This window comes from Rhodobacter maris, from assembly GCF_900217815.1.
Classification (GTDB): Bacteria; Pseudomonadota; Alphaproteobacteria; order Rhodobacterales; family Rhodobacteraceae; genus Rhodobacter; species Rhodobacter maris.
The window spans coordinates 330,175-349,148 of record NZ_OBMT01000002.1; the positions used below are offsets into that span (position 1 = coordinate 330,175).

Below are 18,974 nucleotides of genomic sequence, written 5' to 3' on the forward strand. Positions count from 1 at the left end.
GAGTTCCTCGTGAGGGGGTGTTGACGGTGACGGAATGGGATGGACAGATTTTGTGATGTCCAATGGTGCGTGGTAATCAAACCCACTCGCCCGGATCGGCGACCTTCCCGCGGATCGCTTCGGCCATGCTCTCATAGAAGTCTTCGAGCTTGACCTCGCCAGTGGCGATCTTCTCTTCGCCCATGATGTAGGCGCCGTCGCCGCGGATGCGCGGGATGACTTCCTGCGTCACCCAGTCTTGGAAGTCCTTTGCCGCAGGGTTGGACCGCTGGGCGCGGAGGATGGCAAGATACAGGGCAGGTTCGTCCATCAGGTTGATGCGTCCGCCGAAGCTGGGGAAGAGAACCCCTTCAAGTTGCGGGGTTACTTTCGCCTCCGCCCGCGTGACGCAAAGGAGCTGCCCCTGATTGGTGATGCGGCGCATGTTGGACGTGAAGCTGTCCGGGTTAAGCCCGAGAAGGTGGGCGACGTCCACGCACGGGAACCGGAGGATGCCGTTGAAAGTCACCGTGCGCAGCGTGTGCCCGTTGAAGGTGAAGGTGTTCAGGTCGAAGCTCTTGCCGGGGAGCACGATGGGGTTGATGGCGTTCATGGTAGGGGTTCCTTGAGGTTCTCGTTCAGGAAAGCAAAAGGCCCCGCGTTTTGCGGAGCCTCGGGTGTTCTTACTTCGTATGCCGGAGGGACGGTTAGGCTTCTAAGACCCCGCCGTTTGTGTGAAGTTCGCCGACTGATCCGCCCGATAGGTTTTTGCTATGCATCCACGGCAGTTGTCGAAAGCAGCGATCCGGGGCCCGCGCGGGGAAAGACGCAATGCGCAGGAAACGGCCGGACATTTTTCCCAAGAAGGCGAGCGTTGCCAAGTTGCGTTCACCGCGACCCATTTTCAATATCGCCAACAACATAGATGGTTGACAGGTCGCAGTTTACCGTGTCCTGAGAAGTGTCACGCTATCGATCCTATAATAAAAAAACAACCATGGCGTTCAGAGTTCAGGTGCGCCGCGCGTCGCACCCCGGAGTTTGTCTAGGATTTCAGAGCATCTCTTTTTTTGGAAATACTCCGCTTCTATCCAGAAATTTTCCCACACCATATCTGAATCTGCAATGTCAATCCGAAGAGTATCAGCCATCCCACTGTATCCATCTGACTGAGCGCTGATGCTAATAAACTGACCGCAATAGGGGCTAATCTTTGGAGAGAAGGCTCTAATTTTCCCACGCGCCCTTGACTGTAAATCGTTTGCACTTGGAAAAAGCGGCGTTTCAAGGCTTCCTTCGCCACAAAAACCTCGATCAGCAACGTCGCCTGAGCGAGTATATGTCACCGACACGCTATTTGTCGACAAGTCGACATCGTACTTTTCGCTCAACGCACCGATCAACGTCGCCTGATCCATACGAGAGCTTTGAGGAATTTTCCAATCCCGAGAAAGCGCAAGAATTCTTTCTTCATCCTCAATGTGGTCGAATTTTGTCGTCCAGCTAATTATGATATCATCACTACTCCCGTCAGAGTCATTTGCATTACGCTCCCAAAGCTCCGAAGAGTAAACAAATCCATCATATCTCCTAATAGCAGGATTTGGTTGAAGAGCGAAGCCAGCTCCTTTTAGTATTTTTTCTGCCTCCGCCCGTTTTTGCCCCGTCCTCAATCCGAGAATATTTAGACCTTCAACGGGCACAAGACGTTCCTCATCGCGCAATGGCCGATAAGCCGCTTGAAGATCAATTTCTTCGAGGCGTAACTGAGTTGCCATTGCCGAATCCAGTGTGAGCTTCAATGTATCTGCACCGGTACGAGCGGTTGCAAAAGAGATATCTGTCGGACAAAACGAAACGTTGTTACTATGTCCGGAGCGGATGTACGCCTGATCGATAGTTCCGCCATCTATTTCAAAAAAATAATCGCAGAGAACCTCCGCGCGGCCTTCCAGCCAGTTTTTTGAAAAAAGATCCAGTTCACCAACGCCATCAGCAGATATAAAATCGATATTCAGATATCCGTTCCTCCCATCTCGATACTCAGCGGACCAAATGCCTTCATCCGGTGCAATCCTTGATGTGTCATCCGCAAATACAGTACCAGCGGCAACGGTCAACGCCGCCACCCCAACCATCAGGCGTCGCATGTTCGAATTACCTCCAAAAAGCAATCAACTGTCTGCAGGTTAGAATGCAGCTCGCACGAAATAAAGAGATAATCTTACGGTGCGCCCCATAGACTATGCAGAGGGCGGAGCGCTTAATGCAAACACCGCGCAAACGCTTCGTCGCAAGAGTTATGCCCGGGAAAACAAAACAGATAGCGAGAGGCGCAGTTGCATTTCCGCCACACTCATGCCCCCTCCTTGATCAGCCTGTAAGCCGTGGCGCGGCCCATGCCGACACGCTTCGCCGCCTCGGTCGGGCTCAGCCCGTCGTCGCTGACCAGACGCCGCAGCTCCTCCGCCTTGCCCGCATCCGTGGGCTTGCGGCCCCGATACTTGCCCTCGGCTTTGGCCTTGGCGATGCCCTCGCGTTGCCGCTCAAGCATGATCTCCCGCTCGAACTGCGCAATGCCGCCCAGCAAGGTCAGCATAAGGCGCCCGTTCGGGGTGCCCGTGTCGATGCCCATTCCGAGGATGCGGAGGGCCGCTCCTTTGGCGGCGAGCCGCTCGGTAATGTCGAGGAGGTGCTTCACGGAGCGGGCGAGGCGGTCCAGTTTGGTCACAACGAGCACGTCCCCTTCGCGGAGGAAGTCGAGCGCGGCCTCAAGCTGCAAGCGCTTGTCCTTGTCCACCGAGGAAACCTCCTCCTGAAACACCTTATCGCAGCCGTGGGCGGCAAGGTCGCGAAGTTGGGCCGCAAGCCCCGCCTTTTGTTCCGTGGTCGATGTGCGGGCATATCCGACGATCATGGTCTAGCCTCCGATTGTCCCGATGAAGTTTTAGACGTGATACAGTGGGCCGTCTCGAAATGCAATAGGTATGTCTACGGGACGGCTTTCGGGGTGCCGTGAGACGTCTCTCAAGGGCAAGCTCCAGAGAGATCCGGGCGAGTCATCGCTCATGCAGGAGAAGCGCCCGACAGGGGCTTGCGCCTCGGTTCGTTGGCGCTGGCAAGTCCGCGGGAGACGGCGTCGGGGCGGGCGGGGAATGTGGACGTCAGGCGGGCAGCGGTAGATGCCGGGCGGGCCGAAGCGGGAGGCCACCGGGGGGGATCGCGCGCCGTCCCTTCGGTCGAGGTGGAGGCTCGAATTTTTCCGACAAAATATCAGGCCATGCGCAGCATTTGCGCTGGCGCTCGCGGTGGAGGCGCCCTATCGTCCGTGCACAAGCGAACGACGCCAAGCACACACGGCAACACTGACCGGAGGGCGCGAAAGCCGGAAGCCATTGAGAATAAAAAGAAAAGCCGGGTTCTGACGAGATTTCATTTTGCAAATCGGCTCCCGTCACCCGCTCCATCAGCCCCCCTTTGTGGTCAATTTCCTCAATATATTCTGGCACTTGCGTCCCTTCCGGTGCACATCCGGGCACGCAGGGGCACACATGGGACTTGCCTTGAAGCTCGTCGGGCAAACCAAGTCGGGAAGCTGGCAATATCCATGTAACCGGGGTGCAGGGCAGCTGCGGTGGCCTGACGGTTTTTGCCCTTCGTGACTCACCTGCAATACTCAAGGTATTTGTAGAGCTCCGGCCGCTTCGCTTTCCCGAAGAAGACCGCGGCGGAGCGCCTTCTCAACCTGTTGGTGGACCGCGCAGGCATCAAATTCCTCGGTGATGGTGAATGAGTGGCTTGCAAGTGCGGCACGCATCGCAGGCCCCCCGAGATCAGCCATCACAAACCAAAACGCCCTTCGCAAGCGAAGGGCGTTTTGGCCTCACCGCGAGCCCGGTCAGGTCTTGAAGATCCGGTAGATCGCCGGGATCACCAGTACTGTGAGCAGCGTGGAGCTCAGGAGCCCGAAGAGAAGCGAGATCGCCAGCCCCTGGAAGATCGGATCGGCAAGGATCACCGCCGCGCCGATCATCGCCGCAATCGCCGTGAGCAAGATCGGCTTGAACCGGATCGCGCCCGCCTCGATCAGGATGTCGATCTCGGATTTGCCCGCCCGGTCGGCATGGCGGATGAAATCGACGAGCAGGATCGAATTGCGCACGATGATGCCCGCGAGTGCGATGAAACCGATCATCGAGGTGGCGGAGAACGGTGCCGAGAACATCATATGCCCCAGCATGATGCCGAGGAAGGTGAGCGGCACCGGGGTCAGCACGACAAGCGGCAGCCGGAACGAGCCGAATTGCGCCACGACAAGGATGTAGATGCCGACCAGCGCGATGCCGAAAGCCCCGCCCATGTCGCGGAAAGTGACCCAGGTCACCTCCCATTCGCCATCCCACAAAAGCGTGACATGGCTCTCGTCCTCGGGCTGGCCGTGCAGGCTGATCTCGGGCTTGGTACCCTCGGCCCAGTCCATCGCATCCAGCGCGTCGCCCACCGCGAGCATACCGTAAAGCGGCGCCTCGAAGCTGCCGGCGAGTTCGGCCGTGACCATCTCCGCCTCGCGTCCGTTGTGGCGGAAGATCGGGAAGGAGGCTTTTTCCGCGCGCACCGCGACCACGTCGCCCAATTCCACCACCCCACGCGCGCCGGGCAGCACATTGGCCGGGATCGGCGTTGCCAGCGTCGCCTCGTCCATCACTTTCGTGCCCTTGGCGCGTTCCATCACGATGGGCAGCGGCGTGCGTTCGTTGTCGCGATGCGAATAGCCAACCGTCGTCGAGCCATTCAGAAGCGCGAGCGTGTCGAACACATCGCTTTCCTCGACGGAATAGAATTCGAGGTTGTCGGGGTTCACCGTGGCGCGCAGCCGTCGCGCCTCAACGCCGAAGGAATTGTCGACATCCACAATGAAGGGCACCGAACGGAACGCCTGTTCGATCTTGCGCGCGGCCTCGCGCCGGGTCTCGGCATCGGGGCCATAGACCTCGGCCAGAAGCGTCGAGATCACCGGCGGCCCGGGCGGCGGTTCCACCGTCATCAGCCGCGTGCCCTCGGGGAGGGCAAGCGCATTCACCCGCTTGCGGATCTCAAGCGCGATCGCATGGCTCGTCCGGTCGCGGTCGTCCTTGCCCTTGAGGTTGATCTGCACATCGCCCTGCCACGGATATTCGCGCAGATAGTAATGCCGCACCAGCCCGTTGAAGTTGAAGGGCGCGGCGGTGCCGGCATGGGTCTGCACCGAGATCACCTCGGGCATCTGCGTGACCTCTGCGGCAATCTGCTGGGCGACGGCATCCGTTGCCTCGACCGAAGAGCCCTCGGGCAGGTCGATCACCACGGAGAGCTCGGATTTGTTGTCAAACGGCAGGAGCTTGACCGTCACGTCCTTGGTGTAAAGGAGGCCAAGCGAGCCGAAGGAGAGCACCACCGTGGCCAGCAGGAAGAGCCCCGAGCGCCCCTTGCTGGCAAGGATCGGCCGCGCCACGCGGGTGTAAAGCGCACCCAGCTTGCCGCCATGGGCATGATGCCCGTGACCATCGCCCGCACCATGCGCCGACATATCGGCCCGCCCGGCGATTTTCACCATCAGCCATGGCGTGATCATCACCGCAACGAAGAAGGAAAAGATCATCGCCGCGGAGGCCACCGAAGGAATGGGCGACATGTAGGGGCCCATCAGACCCGAGACGGCGAGCATCGGCAAAAGCGCGGCGACCACGGTGAGGGTGGCAACAATGGTGGGGTTGCCCACCTCCGCCACCGCCTCGATCGCCTTTTGCACCCGGTCTCCGGGCGTTTTCATCGCCCAGTGCCGCGCGATATTCTCGATCACCACGATCGCATCGTCGACCAGAATCCCGATCGAGAAAATGAGCGCAAAAAGGCTCACCCGGTTCAGCGTGAAGCCCATCGCATTGGCGGCAAAGAGCGTGAGCAGGATCGTCACCGGAATGACGATGGCCACGACGATGCTTTCACGCCAGCCGATGGCAAAGAACACAAGCGCGATGATCGAGATCGTCGCGAGTCCGAGATGGAACAGGAGCTCGTTCGCCTTCTCGTTCGCCGTCTCGCCATAATCGCGCGTCACCTGCACTTCGACACTTCCCGGAATGAGCGTGCCCTCAAGTTCGTGCACCCGCTCAAGGATCGCCTCGCCCACAACCACGGCATTGGCGCCCGCGCGCTTTGCAATCGCGAGCGTCACGGCGGGGGAGCGATGGAGGGCCTCCCCCTCCCGCGTGACATTGGCCACGATATGCTCCGAGGTGTCGCCCACATAGGCGACATCGGCCACGTCAGCGACATAGACCGGGCGGCCGTCGCGCGCGGTGAGCAAAAGCCCGGCGATCTCGGCGGGTGCCACCAGCGTCTTGCCCGCGACAAGGTCGATCTGCTCGCCGCCGTCACGCAGCCGCCCGGTGTTGAAGCTCCGGTTCGCCTGCTCAACCTTCTGCGAGAGCTGTTGCAGGGTGACGCCATAAAGCGCGAGCCGCTCCGGGTCGGGCGAGATCCGGATCGCCTCGGTCGCCTCGCCGACAATATAGGTCAGCCCGACGTTCTCGATCTTCGTCACCTCGGTCTGCAATTCGCGGGTGATGCGGGTCAGGTCATTGGCGCCGATCTCGGTGCCGGGCTTGCCCGAGAGCGTGAGCGAGACAATCGCCACATCGTCGATGCCGCGCCCGACGATGATCGGCTCGTCGATGCCGGTGGGAATGCGGTCGAGGTTCGCCTTGACCTTTTCATGCACCCGCAGGATCGCCGCATCGGATGAGGTGCCGACAATGAACCGTGCCATCACCAGCGCGTAATCATCCATGGTGCGGGAATAGACGTGTTCCACCTCGTTGATCGAGGTGACGATGGTTTCCATCGGCTCGGTGACGAGCTTCATCGCATCTTCGGCTTTCAGGCCGGGGGCCTGAATATGGATGTCGACCATCGGCACCGAGATCTGCGGCTCTTCCTCGCGCGGGAGGTTGACGAGCGCCACGAGCCCCACGGCCAGCGCCGCAAGGATGAACAGCGGTGTGAGCGCAGAGCCGATGAAGCTTTTGGTCAGACGCCCCGCGATGCCGAGCTTGGCTTGCGGCAGATCGGCGCCCGCCGCTTCGGGAGGAAGTTCAGTCGACATAAGCCACCACCTCTTCGCCGCCGGTCAACCCGGACAGGATCTCGACCATCGGCTTGCCCTCGATCACCTCGACCGGCCCGGGAACCACGGCGCGTTCCACCGTGCCGCCCGGCCCGGAGACAGTCACGAAATCGAGCCCGGAGCGGGTGCGCACCATCGCAGCCGGGATCAGCACCGCCTCGCGCATCGCGAGCGGCAGCTTCACCAGGACCCGGGCGCCGACAAATTCGGAATTGAGACCCGCGACTTCGACATCGGCTTCCACGCGCCCGCTCTCGATCTGCGGATAGATCTTCGCAAGCGTGCCCTCGGCCGACTGCCCGGCCGTATCGATGGAGATCCGCGCGCCTTCCTGCAGCGCATCGGCGAAGCGTTCGGGGACAGAGAGCCGGAGGTAAAAGCCGCCGCCGCCCACCGTCGCCACGGTCTCGCCCGAAAGCAGCACCGATCCTTTGGTCACCGGCACATCAAGCACCTTTCCGGCGATCGGCGCGAGTACCGCACCCTCGCTCGCCTGTTGCTCGGTCACCTGCTTGCTTGCCTTCTGTGCCTCGAGCTGACGCGCCACCACCTCGGCCTCGGTGCGCAGGCTGTCAAGCGCCTGCGAGGTGATCACGCCGCGGGTCTTGAGTTCCTCGCCCCGGGTCAACTCGCGTTCGGCATTCGCCATCTGGCTCTCGAGCGCGGCAATCTGCGCATTGAGCGCATCGAGCTGAAAGGCGATCTTCGCATCGACGACGCGGCCAAGTTCCTGCCCCGCCGTCACCATGTCGCCCTCGGAAACGCTCAATTCCACGAGCGTGCCCCCGAGCCGTGCCCGCGCCGGGATCTGGTCCTTCGCCTCGATCTGGCCGTAGACCGTCTTCCAGTCGGTGACCATCGTCGGCACCACCCGATAGCCGGCTTCGGCCAGCGCGAGCTGCGGCACAAGCCCCGCAAGCGCAACCAACGTCACGACAAAGAGTTTCATGGCGTCATCCCTTCCCTGTGCGGCCTCACCCAAGGCTTTATATCGGAGGCTTGATATTCCGGTTTTTGAATATTTGAGCTCTTAGCGCATTATAGGCCGCATCCGCAAGCCCCCCAAGCGCTTCGGTCACGGTTTCGCGCGCGTCGTGGCCCGGCGGGCCAGCGCGGGGCTTTTCTGGCCCGGCAATTATGCTAAACGCATCGCAGCAGTTCCGGAGGCTTTCATGCACGACATCCGCGCCATTCGCGAAAATCCCGCCCAGTTCGATGCCGATCTCGCGCGCCGGGGGCTCGCGCCGCTGTCGTCGGAGGTGCTGGCACTCGACGAACGCCGCCGCGGCGCGATTCTCGCCGCCGAGACAGCGCAGGCCGCGCAAAACGCTGCCGCAAAAGAGGTGGGCGCCGCCAAGGCCAAGGGTGACGAGGCCGAATTCGAGCGGCTGCGCACGCTCGTGGCGGAAAAGAAATCCGAGGTGGCAGCGCTTCAGGCCGAAGCCGCCACGCTCGATGCCGAACTGCGCGACAAACTGCTGACGATCCCGAACAGCCCGCTTGCGGAAGTGCCCGAAGGCGCAGACGAGGCAGGCAATGTCGAAATCCGCCGCTGGGGCACGCCGCGCGCGTTTGATTTCGCACCGAAAGAGCATTACGCGCTTTCCGCCGTGGGCGCGGCCATGGATTTCGAGACCGCGGCGAAGCTTTCGGGCGCGCGTTTCGTCGTGCTCAAGTCGGGTGTGGCACGGGTGCACCGGGCGCTCGCGCAATTCATGCTCGATCTGCATGTGAGCGAACATGATCTGACCGAAACGATCACCCCGGTTCTGGTGCGCGCCGAGGCGATGCTCGGCACCGGGCAATTGCCGAAATTCGCCGAAGACAGCTATGAGACGACGAATGGCTGGTGGCTCATCCCGACCTCGGAAGTGACGTTGACGAACATGGTCGCGGGCGAGGTCTGGGACGAGGCAGCGCTGCCCTGCCGAATGACGGCGCATACCAACTGTTTCCGCTCCGAGGCCGGCTCGGCGGGCAAGGACACCTCCGGCATGCTGCGTCAGCACCAGTTCGAGAAGGTGGAGATGGTGACGATCTGCCATCCCGATCAGGCGCTGGCCGAACATGAGCGCATGACGACCTGCGCCGAGGCGGTGCTGGAGCGGCTCGGCCTGCCCTATCGGCGCATCGTGCTCTGCACCGGCGACATGGGGTTCGGCGCGCAGAAAACCCATGATCTCGAAGTCTGGCTGCCGGGGCAGAACACCTATCGCGAGATCTCTTCGGTCTCGACCTGCGGCCAGTTTCAGGCGCGGCGGATGAACGGCCGGTTCAAGCCCGCGGCGGGCGGCAAGCCCGATTTCGTCGCCACGCTGAACGGCTCGGGGCTCGCGGTCGGACGCTGCCTGATCGCCGTGCTCGAAAACGGGCAGGAGGAAGACGGCTCGGTCACCCTGCCCGCCGCGCTCCACCCCTATCTTGGTGGCAAAACGCGGCTCGTCGACGGCAAGCTGGTCTGACCGAAGCTTTCCCGTCGGCCCCGCCGGGGTGAAACGGAACGGGCGGGCCAGCAGGCCCGCCCTTTTCTTTGCCTGAGGCGAGGCTTCAGGCGGCCTCCGCCCTGCCGGCGGCGCCCCCCACCTGGAACTGCGCCATCAACTGACCCAGACCCTGCGCCTGCTCGTTCAGCCCCATGCAGGCCGCCGCCGTTTCCTCGAACCCGGCTGCATTCTGTTGCTGTGCCCGGTCAAGCTGCCCCATGGCGGTGTTGATCTCGGCAATCCCCGAGGCCTGCTCATCGGCGGAAGCGGCGATCTCGCGCACATGGCCGGAGATCTGGTCGATTGACTTCACGATCGCCTCAAGCGCCGCGCCCGCCCGGCCAACGAGTGTCACGCCATTGCTCACTTGCGCGCCCGAATCAGAGATCAGCGCATTGATCTCGCTCGCCGCTTCGGAGGCCCGCTGGGCCAGAGCCCGCACCTCCGAGGCGACCACGGCAAAGCCCCGCCCGGCCTCGCCCGCCCGCGCGGCCTCGACGCCCGCATTCAGCGCCAGAAGGTTGGTCTGGAAGGCGATATCGTCGATCACCGAGGTAATGCGCGAGATCTGTGCCGAGGAGTCCTGAATCGCCCCCATCGCCGCCACTGTCTCGTCAACCACCCGGCTCGAATTCTGTGCCTCGTCGGTGGCTGTCCGCATCGCGCCATCGACCCGGCGCGCATTCTGCGCCGCCGCCTGTACCGAATTGGTCAGCGCGTTCAGCGCCGCCGCCGTCTCTGCCAGTGTTGCCGCCGAAGATTCGGTCTGGCTCGACAGGTTCGACGCCGCGCCGGTGATCTCCTGCACCCCGCCCACGATGCCCGAGGTGGTGGCGCGGATCGCGCCGATCAGCTCCGAAAGCCGGCTCACCGTCTCGTTGAAATCCTGCCGCAGCTGATCGTAGCCCTCGGGAAAACGCCGTTCGATCGCCACATCGAGCCGGCCCGCCGCAAGACCGCGCAGGCCCGTGGCGAGTGTTTCGACCACCGCGCCCTGCTCCGCCTCATGCGCGGCCCGCACCGCTTCTTCCTGCGCGCGTTGCGCCTCGGCCTCGACCCGCTGACGCTGCTCGCGCGCCGCATCCTCGGCCTGACGTGCCTCGCGCTCGACGCGGATCGCCTCTTCCTGCTGGTCACGTCGCTCCCGCGCCGCCTCGGTCTCGGCCTGCAAGCGCTTCTGCTCCGCCTCAAGCGCGCGCCGTTCGAGCAGCCTTTGCCGCAACGTTTCCACGGCCCGCGCCATCGCCCCGATCTCGTCACGCCGCGCCACCCCGGTCACCGGCGTGTCGCACTCGCCCAGGGCAAGCCCGTCGACAGTCGAAAGCATCCTCGCGAGCGGTCGGCGCACCATCAGCGTCGATGCCAGGAAGTTCGAGCCCACCGCCATCAGCAGAATCAGGAGCCCGCCAAGCGAGGTGGTGAGCACATCATGGCGCACGGGCGCCGCGAACACGTCTCCCGGCACATCAAAAATGACAGCCCAGGTGACATTGGCCCCGCGTGCGCGGAACGGATAGACGATCCGCTTTGCGCCCCCGTCGAACCCGGAGATCACCCGCATCTCGCCATCGGCGAGCGCCGCCTGAACTTCATTGGCGCCCTGACCCTCGTAGGGTTTTGTCAAAAGCTCCGGATCGGGGTTCGCCACCCATTTGCCGCCCCCATCGACAAGCGTCATGCGGCTGCCCTCGAAAGGCTTCAGCGTCGCCAGCATGTCGGTCATCGCCTTGAGAGTGATATCGACGCCGACCAGTCCGACCACCTTGCCCTCGACGCGCACCGGCACCGAGACGGAGGTGATCATGTAGCCCTCGTTGGCAACATAGGGTTCAGTCAGCAGGCTCTCGCCGCTGGTCACCGGCCCCTTGAACCACATCTGCGTCTCGTCGATGTCGAAGGTCGAGAAATCGAGCCCGCCGGCAGCGGCTTTGGTCCAGTAAGGAGTGAACACCCCCGCGGCATTGCGCCCGCTCTCGCCGGTCAGATAAGGGTCGGTGGAACCGTCGGGCAGACCCGACATCCAGGCCGAGAACAGCGTGTCGTAATGCTCGGGCACGGTCTCGAGCATGGCGATCAGCGCATCGGTGGAGACGGGTTCTTTCGCCAGCATGCCTTCGATCATCCCGGCCAGCGCCGCCCCAGCCGAGGTGGCTTCGGTGAGCTGCTGGGAGATTTCGTTCGAAGCATTGCGCGCCTGCGTGCTGGCCAGTTCGATCACCTGTTCATTGACCCGCACCGAGGTGCGCCAGCCGTTATAGGCAGTGTAACTGAGCAAGATCACGGCAATCGCCGCGCCGGTGACAAGCACGAGCTTGCCCGAGACGGTTCGGAAAGGATTGATCACGGTCGACCTCTTCGCGGAAAATGTTGCGCGCAGAGTTCTCCGAAAACGGAAATATCCTGTAAAGATCACCCGGTTCGGGCCGAGATTCGGCCCGGCTGCGACCCTGCGCCGCAATCGTGATCACAGTGTAAAAGTCTGTTCAGGTTAACTTTTCCTGACCGGCGGGGGGCGTCGGGTTGGCGCCTTACTGCGGCTGATCGGGCAGGAAATGCGCGCTCGCCCGGAAGCCCTGCGCCGCTCTCGGAATCGGGGAGGCAAGATCGAGCCCGCCACCCGCCCGCTCCACGATCGCGCGGGCAATCGCGAGGCCGAGCCCCGCTCCCTCTGCCCCGGCGCCCGCGGCGCGCTCGAACCGTGCCGCGATTCGTGCCAGATCCGCTGGCGGCAGGGCCGCGCAGTCATTCTCGACCACGAGCCGCCCCTCCGGCTCAAGCCGGACCCGGATCGGCGCGCCCGGCGTGCCGTGGCGCAGCGCATTGGCGATCAGGTTGCGCGCCAATATGCCGAACAGATCCGGGTCGAGATCCGAGAGCATCCCGGCCTGCGGCAGATCGAGGCGCAGTTCGGCCCCGCCCGCAAGCCGCGCCGCATCCTCCGCCACGAGCCGCAGCACCACAGCCAGATCGCATCGCCCGGGCCGTCGCAATTGCCCGCCCTCGGCGCGCGCAAGGCTCATCAGCCCTTCGGAGAGCCGTGTCAGCCGTTTAAGCACCGTCTCGATCTCGCCCGCGCGCGCGGCGGTTCCGGGCTCGGCGGTCTCGGCACGCAACCGCTGCACCTGCGCGATCGCGCCCGCAAGCGGCGTGCGCAACTCATGCGCGGCATTGGCCGCAAAGCCGCGCTCGGCCTCGAAAGCGGCCGAGAGCCGCGCCAGCAGGCGGTTGATCGTCTCGGCAAGCGGCAGCGCCTCGGCGGGCAGATCATCAAGCGGCACCGGAGCGAGATCGGCGCCCGAGCGGCGCCCGAGCCGAAGCCGGAACCGGCGCAGCGGCGCAAAGCCGAGTCGCGTCAGCGCCACGATCCCCGCAAGAGTCAGCGGCAAAAGCACCGCGAGCGGCGCGAATAGCCCGACCATAAGCTCGCGCCGGAGCGCCCGGCGATGCGTAACGGGTTCGGCCACGGCAATCGTCACCGCGCCGCGCAGCGCGGCATCCTCATAGATCCGCAGCCCCCGCGCAGTGCGGAAGCCCGGCCCCGCATAGGGCGGAAAATCTGTCTCGGTGGCGCCATGCGACAGCATCAGCACCTCCCCGCCCGAGGCGCGCACGATATAGATCATCGGCTGCTCGCCGCTGTCATCGCGCAGAAGCGGCAGGATTTGCGTGCCGGTTTCGCCCTCTTCGCGGCCAAGCACCTCGGTCACCGCAAGCGGCAGGATCCGCTCCGCCGTCGCCTCGATCTCCGCATCGAAGACGGCATCCACCCGGGCGAGCAGCCGATGCGCGGTAAACGCCGCCCCCGCCGCCCACAAGGTCACCACCAGCGCGCCCAGCGCGAGCGCGAGCCGGGTTTGCAGCGACCAGCCCTTCATGGCTTGCGCAGCCGGTAGCCAAGGCCGCGTTCGGTTTCGATCAACCCCGGGCCGAGCTTCTTGCGCAGCCGGCTCACCAAGACTTCGAGCGTGTTCGAGCCGATCTCGTCGTCGAAGGAATAAAGCCGCTCCTCGAGCGCCGCTTTCGAAAAGATCTGGCCCGGGCGGCTCAGGAGCGCCTCGAGGAGCGCCCATTCCCGCGCGGTGAGCGGCACCGCCCGCCCCGCCCGTGCAAGCCTCCGCCCGGCCAGATCCACCTCAAGATCTTCAATTTTTATCAGTGGGTTGGGGTTTCCGACATAGCGACGCGCCACCGAGCCCACCCGTGCGGAGAGCTCGCTCAGATCGAAGGGCTTCACAAGATAGTCGTCCGCCCCCGCATTGAGCCCCTCGATCCGGTCGGAGACCTGATCGAGGGCGGTCAGAATGATCACGGGCGTCAGCGCCCCTGCCGCACGCAGGTGCTTGAGAAAAGGAATGCCACGCCCGTCGGGCAACATCAGATCGAGCGCGATCAGGTCGTGATGCGCCACCGCCATCGCCTCGGCAGCGGCATCGAGCCGGGTCACCCAGTCGACGGAATGGCCATCGGCCGCGAGCTGGTCGCGCACGGCCGCACCGAGAACGGCGTCGTCTTCCACGATGAGGATGCGCATCCGAACCTCCCGATTGCCCCCACCCTATCGCGCCCGAAGCTGACGGCAAGCTGAACGGATAATTTTGCCGGGGTCAGGTTGGTGTCAGATTCGCAGGTCAGAACATCCTCATCCTGATCGGAGGACACCATGACGACGAAGCTCTCCCTGCCGCTCTTGCTCGCCGCGCTGGCGGCGGCGCCGGCCAGCGCGCATGAGATGGCGCGCTGCAACGTGCCGATGACCGACTGGCAACCGCGCGAGGCGGTGCAGGCGGCGCTTGAAGGCGCGGGGCTGAGCGTGGTGCGCATCAAGATCGACGATGGGTGTTACGAAGTCGATGCCGTCGATGCCTCCGGCCAGCGGCTCTGGATGCGGCTCGACCCGGGCTCGCTTGCGGTGCTGCGTCAGGGCGTGCCGCATCGGCGCCACGGCGGCGACGACGACGATGACGAAGAAGATCAGAAATCGGGCAGGCGTCAGAAACACGCGCCCCCCGACTGAGACGGGCGCCCCCGCGCCCTGACCGGCGCGCAGCGGCTTTCCTTGGTCGGACCGCTGCGCGCCTCCCCTCTCCCGGGTTTTCTCCTGCCGATTCCGGCGGGCGGGAGCCTGTTGCCTGCCCCCTTTGACACTGAAAGGACATGCGATGAAATCCGCTCTTCCCCTCTTTGCCCTTGCCGCGCTTGCCACCACGAGCATCTTCGGCGCGCTTTCCGCCGCTCCGATCGATGCCGCCCTCCCCGGGACCGCGGCGCAGCTTTCCGTCCCCGCCCCTGCCCCCGCCCCGGCTACCGAGACCTCGGCCAACCTCCTCTTCGCAAACCGCCCCGCCCCCGCGCCGGTCACCACGTCCACGGCGCCGGTGCGGCTCGCCGATGGCCATGGCCACGGCGGCTGGTTCTTCGGCATGTTCGATGATGACGATGACGATGATGATGATGACGACCACGGGGGCCGCCACGGCCACCACGGCGATCACGATGGCCGCAATTGCCCGCCCGGCGCCACGAACTGCGCCCAGAGCCCCGCGGCCGCGGGCACGACCGATGCCCCGGCGAACGGGCTCTTCACCCCCGGCACCAAGCCGCAAGTGCAATCGAACTGAGAGGTCAGAACCATGAAACCGCTATACGCCCCGCTCGCACTCACCACCGCACTCGTGCCCGCCATGGCCGCGGCCACCCCCGTCACGTTCACCACGCAGATGACGAATTACGGCGGCGACGGCGCCTATCTCGCCTATTATGTCACCGATGCCTCGGGCGCCTATCTGGGCAGCCTCTGGATGGCGGGTGGCAAGGCGAAATATTACCAGCACCTGAGCGGCTGGTATGCGGCCACGGGGGGCAATACCGCGCAGGTCGATGGCATCACCGGCGCCTCGGTCGGCGCCGGGCGGAACCTGACGATCACCCTCGATCTGCAGGATGCGCTCTTCGACGCGGGCTATGTGCTCCATGTCGACAGCTCTGTCGAGAAAATGTCGGACCAGCCCAATGATGTGGTGATCCCGCTCACCTCGGCCAATCTCGGCCAGAAGATGCCCGGCAAACGCTACGTGCAAAGCGTGACGGTGTCCAAGTAACCCCCTGATCCGGAGGGCAGATCCGTGTTGCGATTTTTCCACCGCTGGCCCGGGCTTCTGGCCCTTGTGCTTGTGCTCCTGCTCGCCGTCACCGGCGCGGCGCTCTCGCTTTACCCGATGGCGGAGCGGCTCGCCGTGCCGCAGGCGGAGAGCAACCTCTCGGTGGCCGATCTCGCAACGCGCGTCGCCACGGCCCATCCGGGGATCGAACAGATCCGCCGCGCGCCTTCGGGGCGCGTGGTGGCCTGGTGGTTCGAGGGCGGCACCCCCGGCGCCGCAGTGATCGACCCGGCGACCGGCGCCGAGATCGGCAGCCCCGATCCGGCGTTTGGCCTGAGGTTTCTGACCGACCTGCACCGCAAGCTGATGCTGGGCGACGGCGGGCGGATCACCGCCGCGGTCGGGGCGGGGCTGATGCTCCTGCTCTCCGTCTCGGGGGCGTTCCTCGTCGCCCGCCGCATGGGTGGCTGGAACCGCTGGTTCGCCCGCGCCCGCGGCCCCCTTGCAAGCCGCCTTCATACCGAGCTTGCGCGTTTTGCCATTGGCGGGCTCGTGCTTTCTTCGGTCACTGGGCTCTGGATGACCGCCTCGGTGTTCTCGCTGATCCCGGACGGGGCCACGGATCCAGCGCCTGAAAGCGCTCTCCCCGGCCTTGCTCCCCTGCCCCTTGCCGAGATCCCGCTTTTCGCTGAAACTCCGGCGAGCGCGCTGAAAGAGCTCTCTTTTCCTTCTTCCGACCTGCCGGGAGACAGCTTCAAACTCACCACCGATGGCGGCGCCGCGCGGATCGACCCCGGCACCGGGCAGATGCTCTCCTTCACCACGCCGGGCTTTTTCGAACGCGTGACTGAGGTGATGGTGATGCTGCACACCGGGCAGGGCGCGGAAACGCTCGGGCTCATCCTCGGGCTGATGGCGCTGGCGGTGCCGGTGCTCGGCTGGACGGGCTTCACCCAATGGCGCAGCGCCCAGACCTATGGCAGCCGGATCAAGGCCAATGCCGCCCCGATGAAGGCGCAAACCGTGATCCTTGTCGCCTCGGAGGGGGGCTCGACCTGGGGCTTTGCCCGCACGCTCCACAAAGGCCTCACCGCGGCGGGGCTGGCCGTTCATACCGGCGCGCTTTCGCGCTTCGATCCGGCGCGCTTCCCCCATGCGGAGCGCTTTGCGATCCTTGCCGCCACCTATGGCGAGGGCGAGGCGCCGACCGCCGCCCGCGGCGTGGCCGAGCGCATCGCGCGCCTGAAAACACCCCCGAAGGCACCCTTCGCCGTGCTCGGCTTTGGCGACCGTTCCTTCCCCGCCTTTTGCGGTTATGCCGAAACGCTCGTCGCGGCGGCCCGCACCGCAGGCTGGGCCGAGATGATGCCGATGGGCCGGGTGGACCGGCAATCGGCGCAGGATTTCACCCGCTGGTCGCGCGATTTCGGCGCCGCCATCGGGGTGCCGCTCGACCTCACCCACCTGCCCGAGCGACCCAGCACGGAGGCGCTCACGCTTGTCTCCCGGCGCGACTATGGCGCCGAGGTGCAGGCGCCGACCACCATCCTGCGCTTCGCGCTCCCAAGCTACACCCTGCTGCACCGCCTCGCCGGAAAAGGCTTTTCCTGCTTCGAAGCGGGCGATCTGATCGGCATCCTGCCGCGCGGCTCCGAGGTGCCCCGGTTCTACTCACTCGCCTCCTCGGCGCGTGACGGATTTCTGGAAATCTGCGTGCGTCGGCATCCGGGCGGGCTGTGCTCGGGGCAACTCACCGACCTTGCCCCCGGGGACCGGATCGAAGGCTTTTTGCGCCGCAACCCGGGCTTCCGCCCGCAACCGGGCCGCAAGCCGGTGATCCTGATCGGTGCGGGCACCGGCATCGGGCCGCTGGCCGGGTTCTTGCGCGCCAATCGCCGCCACCGGCCGATGCATCTTTATTTTGGCGCGCGCAGCCCGCAAAGCGACCTGCTTTACGGCGAAGATTGCGCGCTCTGGCAGCAATCGGGGCAACTCACCCGCCTCACCACCGCCTTTTCGCGCAGCGAAGCGCGCAGCTATGTGCAGGATGCGCTTCGGGCTGATGCCGAGGCTGTCGCGAAGCTGATCAAGGGCGGCGCGCAGATCATGGTTTGCGGCGGGCGCGAGATGGCGGAGGCGGTGCGCGACGCGTTGAGCGAGATCGCCGCGCGTGTGGGCGAGAGCCCGGCCAGCCTGAAGGAAAAGGGGCGTTATGTCGAAGATGTCTACTGATCTCACCCGTCAGGTGCTCAGCGGCCCGACCATGGGCACACGCTGGTCCGTGGTGCTCTTCGCGCCTCCCGGCACCGACCTTGTCCCCCTTCAGGCCGGGTTTCAGGCCACCGTCGACGAGGTCGACCGGCAGATGTCGACCTGGACCCCGGACAGCGATCTGATGCGGTTCAACCGCGCCCCGGTCGGGGTCTGGCACCCACTGCCACCGGCGCTGATGGAGGTGCTCGAAACCGCGCTCGAGATCGGCCGCGCCTCGCAGGGCGCCTTCGAGATCGGCATGGGGGATGCGGTGCGCGCCTGGGGCTTTGGCCCGGTGCCTGCCGATGAGGCCGCAATCCGCGCCGCGCGCGCCAAGTTGCGCCGCCCGAGCTTTGAGGTGCTTGAGCTTGCCCTAGGCCGCAATTGCGCGCGCAAAACTGCCGAGATCACGCTCGATATGTGCGGCATCGCCAAGGGCTACGGGGTGGACCGGCTGATCCGCGAGGCAAAAGCGCACGGGCTCAGCCATGCGCTCGCGGCAATCGACGGCGAGCTTGCCGCGCTCGGCGCCCAGCCCGACGGGCGCGGCTGGACCGTGGCGCTGGAAAAGCCGGAAATCGGCACCCGAGCCATCCATTCCATGTTCGAGATCAAGGATATGGCACTTGCCACCTCGGGCGATTACCGTCATTTCGTCACTCTCGGCGACCGCCACCTTGCCCATACGATGGACCCGGCCACCGGCGCGCCATTGCTCAAAAGCCCCGCCTCCGTCACCGTGCTCGCGCAAAGCTGCATGCGCGCCGACGCAATTGCGAGTGCGGTGATGGTGCTTGGCGCCACGCGCGGCAAGGCGCTCGCCGCACGCCTCGGGGCCGAAGTGGTGGCGCTTGAAGACCGGGCCGCGGCGAGCAGGGCTTAACTATTCGCTCACCGCCCCGTGCGAAACCGGACAGGCGGGCCCCTCGCGGCACCACGCCGCGCTTGCACCCACCCCGGAATGGCGCTTTGCTGCCCCAAACCGCGCCACAAGGT

At 64.7% G+C, this 18,974-nt stretch carries 14 protein-coding genes; 6 read left to right on the forward strand and 8 right to left on the reverse strand.

What is annotated here, in order from left to right:
* Positions 1-76: 76 nt before the first annotated feature.
* The 5 genes from CRO22_RS05735 to CRO22_RS05750 form a co-directional block, all read right to left on the reverse strand.
* Positions 77-592 carry a BRO-N domain-containing protein gene (locus tag CRO22_RS05735; RefSeq protein ID WP_097069159.1) on the reverse strand — a complete coding sequence of 172 codons (516 nt, stop codon included), beginning with the start codon at positions 590-592 and terminating at the stop codon, positions 77-79.
* 391 nt (positions 593-983) lie between these two features.
* Positions 984-2,129 carry a hypothetical protein gene (locus CRO22_RS18635; protein ID WP_141399415.1) on the reverse strand — a complete coding sequence of 382 codons (1,146 nt, stop codon included), beginning with the start codon at positions 2,127-2,129 and terminating at the stop codon, positions 984-986.
* A 206-nt stretch (positions 2,130-2,335) separates the two neighbouring features.
* A complete protein-coding gene (locus tag CRO22_RS05740; RefSeq protein ID WP_097069160.1) occupies positions 2,336-2,896 on the reverse strand; it encodes a recombinase family protein in 561 nt (186 codons plus the stop codon).
* A gap of 981 nt (positions 2,897-3,877) precedes the next feature.
* Positions 3,878-7,123, reverse strand: a complete 3,246-nt coding sequence (locus tag CRO22_RS05745; protein WP_097069161.1) for an efflux RND transporter permease subunit — start codon at positions 7,121-7,123, stop codon at positions 3,878-3,880.
* Positions 7,113-8,093 (reverse strand): efflux RND transporter periplasmic adaptor subunit, encoded by a 981-nt coding sequence (locus CRO22_RS05750; protein WP_097069162.1) that lies wholly within the window; start codon positions 8,091-8,093, stop codon positions 7,113-7,115. Before CRO22_RS05750 ends, CRO22_RS05745 begins: the two co-directional genes overlap by 11 nt.
* Positions 8,094-8,316: 223 nt before the next feature.
* On the opposite strand from CRO22_RS05750, the gene serS reads away from it, so the two are divergent.
* On the forward strand, positions 8,317-9,606 hold the full coding sequence (gene serS, locus CRO22_RS05755) for a serine--tRNA ligase (RefSeq protein ID WP_097069163.1): 1,290 nt from the start codon (positions 8,317-8,319) through the stop codon (positions 9,604-9,606).
* 85 nt (positions 9,607-9,691) lie between these two features.
* On the opposite strand, the gene CRO22_RS05760 is transcribed toward serS, so the two are convergent.
* From CRO22_RS05760 to CRO22_RS05770, 3 genes are all read right to left on the reverse strand, one after another.
* Entirely contained in the window at positions 9,692-11,971 is a 2,280-nt protein-coding gene (locus CRO22_RS05760) for a methyl-accepting chemotaxis protein (RefSeq protein WP_097069164.1), read from the reverse strand.
* Positions 11,972-12,155: 184 nt separating this feature from the next.
* A complete protein-coding gene (locus CRO22_RS05765; RefSeq protein ID WP_097069165.1) occupies positions 12,156-13,502 on the reverse strand; it encodes a sensor histidine kinase in 1,347 nt (448 codons plus the stop codon).
* Positions 13,499-14,158: a response regulator gene (locus CRO22_RS05770; protein WP_097069166.1), complete on the reverse strand. Its 660-nt coding sequence runs from the start codon at positions 14,156-14,158 to the stop codon at positions 13,499-13,501. Before CRO22_RS05770 ends, CRO22_RS05765 begins: the two co-directional genes overlap by 4 nt.
* A 129-nt stretch (positions 14,159-14,287) precedes the next feature.
* Here CRO22_RS05770 and CRO22_RS05775 point away from each other — a divergent pair, with 129 nt between their 5' ends.
* The 5 genes from CRO22_RS05775 to CRO22_RS05795 all read left to right on the forward strand — a co-directional run bounded on the left by CRO22_RS05775 (position 14,288) and on the right by CRO22_RS05795 (position 18,861).
* Positions 14,288-14,641, forward strand: a complete 354-nt coding sequence (locus CRO22_RS05775) for a PepSY domain-containing protein (RefSeq protein WP_097069167.1) — start codon at positions 14,288-14,290, stop codon at positions 14,639-14,641.
* 145 nt (positions 14,642-14,786) lie between these two features.
* Positions 14,787-15,245, forward strand: coding sequence for a hypothetical protein (locus tag CRO22_RS05780; protein ID WP_097069168.1), 459 nt, complete (start codon positions 14,787-14,789; stop codon positions 15,243-15,245).
* A 12-nt stretch (positions 15,246-15,257) separates the two neighbouring features.
* On the forward strand, positions 15,258-15,725 hold the full coding sequence (locus tag CRO22_RS05785) for a DUF2271 domain-containing protein (protein WP_097069169.1): 468 nt from the start codon (positions 15,258-15,260) through the stop codon (positions 15,723-15,725).
* A gap of 24 nt (positions 15,726-15,749) precedes the next feature.
* Complete coding sequence (locus tag CRO22_RS05790; RefSeq protein ID WP_097069170.1) at positions 15,750-17,957, forward strand: PepSY domain-containing protein; 2,208 nt, start codon at positions 15,750-15,752, stop codon at positions 17,955-17,957.
* Positions 17,938-18,861: an FAD:protein FMN transferase gene (locus CRO22_RS05795; RefSeq protein WP_097069171.1), complete on the forward strand. Its 924-nt coding sequence runs from the start codon at positions 17,938-17,940 to the stop codon at positions 18,859-18,861. Before CRO22_RS05790 ends, CRO22_RS05795 begins: the two co-directional genes overlap by 20 nt.
* Positions 18,862-18,974 lie beyond the last annotated feature (113 nt).

What these genes read in the sequence shown, in the direction of transcription:
- CRO22_RS05785 (WP_097069169.1), top strand. Translation starts at nt 15,258, where the DNA reads ATGAAACCGCTATACGCCCCGCTCGCACTCACCACCGCACTCGTGCCC.
- CRO22_RS05795 (WP_097069171.1), top strand. Translation starts at nt 17,938, where the DNA reads ATGTCGAAGATGTCTACTGATCTCACCCGTCAGGTGCTCAGCGGCCCG.
- CRO22_RS18635 (WP_141399415.1), bottom strand. Translation starts at nt 2,129, where the DNA reads ATGCGACGCCTGATGGTTGGGGTGGCGGCGTTGACCGTTGCCGCTGGT.
- CRO22_RS05750 (WP_097069162.1), bottom strand. Translation starts at nt 8,093, where the DNA reads ATGAAACTCTTTGTCGTGACGTTGGTTGCGCTTGCGGGGCTTGTGCCG.
- CRO22_RS05765 (WP_097069165.1), bottom strand. Translation starts at nt 13,502, where the DNA reads ATGAAGGGCTGGTCGCTGCAAACCCGGCTCGCGCTCGCGCTGGGCGCG.
- CRO22_RS05770 (WP_097069166.1), bottom strand. Translation starts at nt 14,158, where the DNA reads ATGCGCATCCTCATCGTGGAAGACGACGCCGTTCTCGGTGCGGCCGTG.
- CRO22_RS05735 (WP_097069159.1), bottom strand. Translation starts at nt 592, where the DNA reads ATGAACGCCATCAACCCCATCGTGCTCCCCGGCAAGAGCTTCGACCTG.
- CRO22_RS05775 (WP_097069167.1), top strand. Translation starts at nt 14,288, where the DNA reads ATGACGACGAAGCTCTCCCTGCCGCTCTTGCTCGCCGCGCTGGCGGCG.
- CRO22_RS05745 (WP_097069161.1), bottom strand. Translation starts at nt 7,123, where the DNA reads ATGTCGACTGAACTTCCTCCCGAAGCGGCGGGCGCCGATCTGCCGCAA.
- CRO22_RS05780 (WP_097069168.1), top strand. Translation starts at nt 14,787, where the DNA reads ATGAAATCCGCTCTTCCCCTCTTTGCCCTTGCCGCGCTTGCCACCACG.
- serS (WP_097069163.1), top strand. Translation starts at nt 8,317, where the DNA reads ATGCACGACATCCGCGCCATTCGCGAAAATCCCGCCCAGTTCGATGCC.
- CRO22_RS05740 (WP_097069160.1), bottom strand. Translation starts at nt 2,896, where the DNA reads ATGATCGTCGGATATGCCCGCACATCGACCACGGAACAAAAGGCGGGG.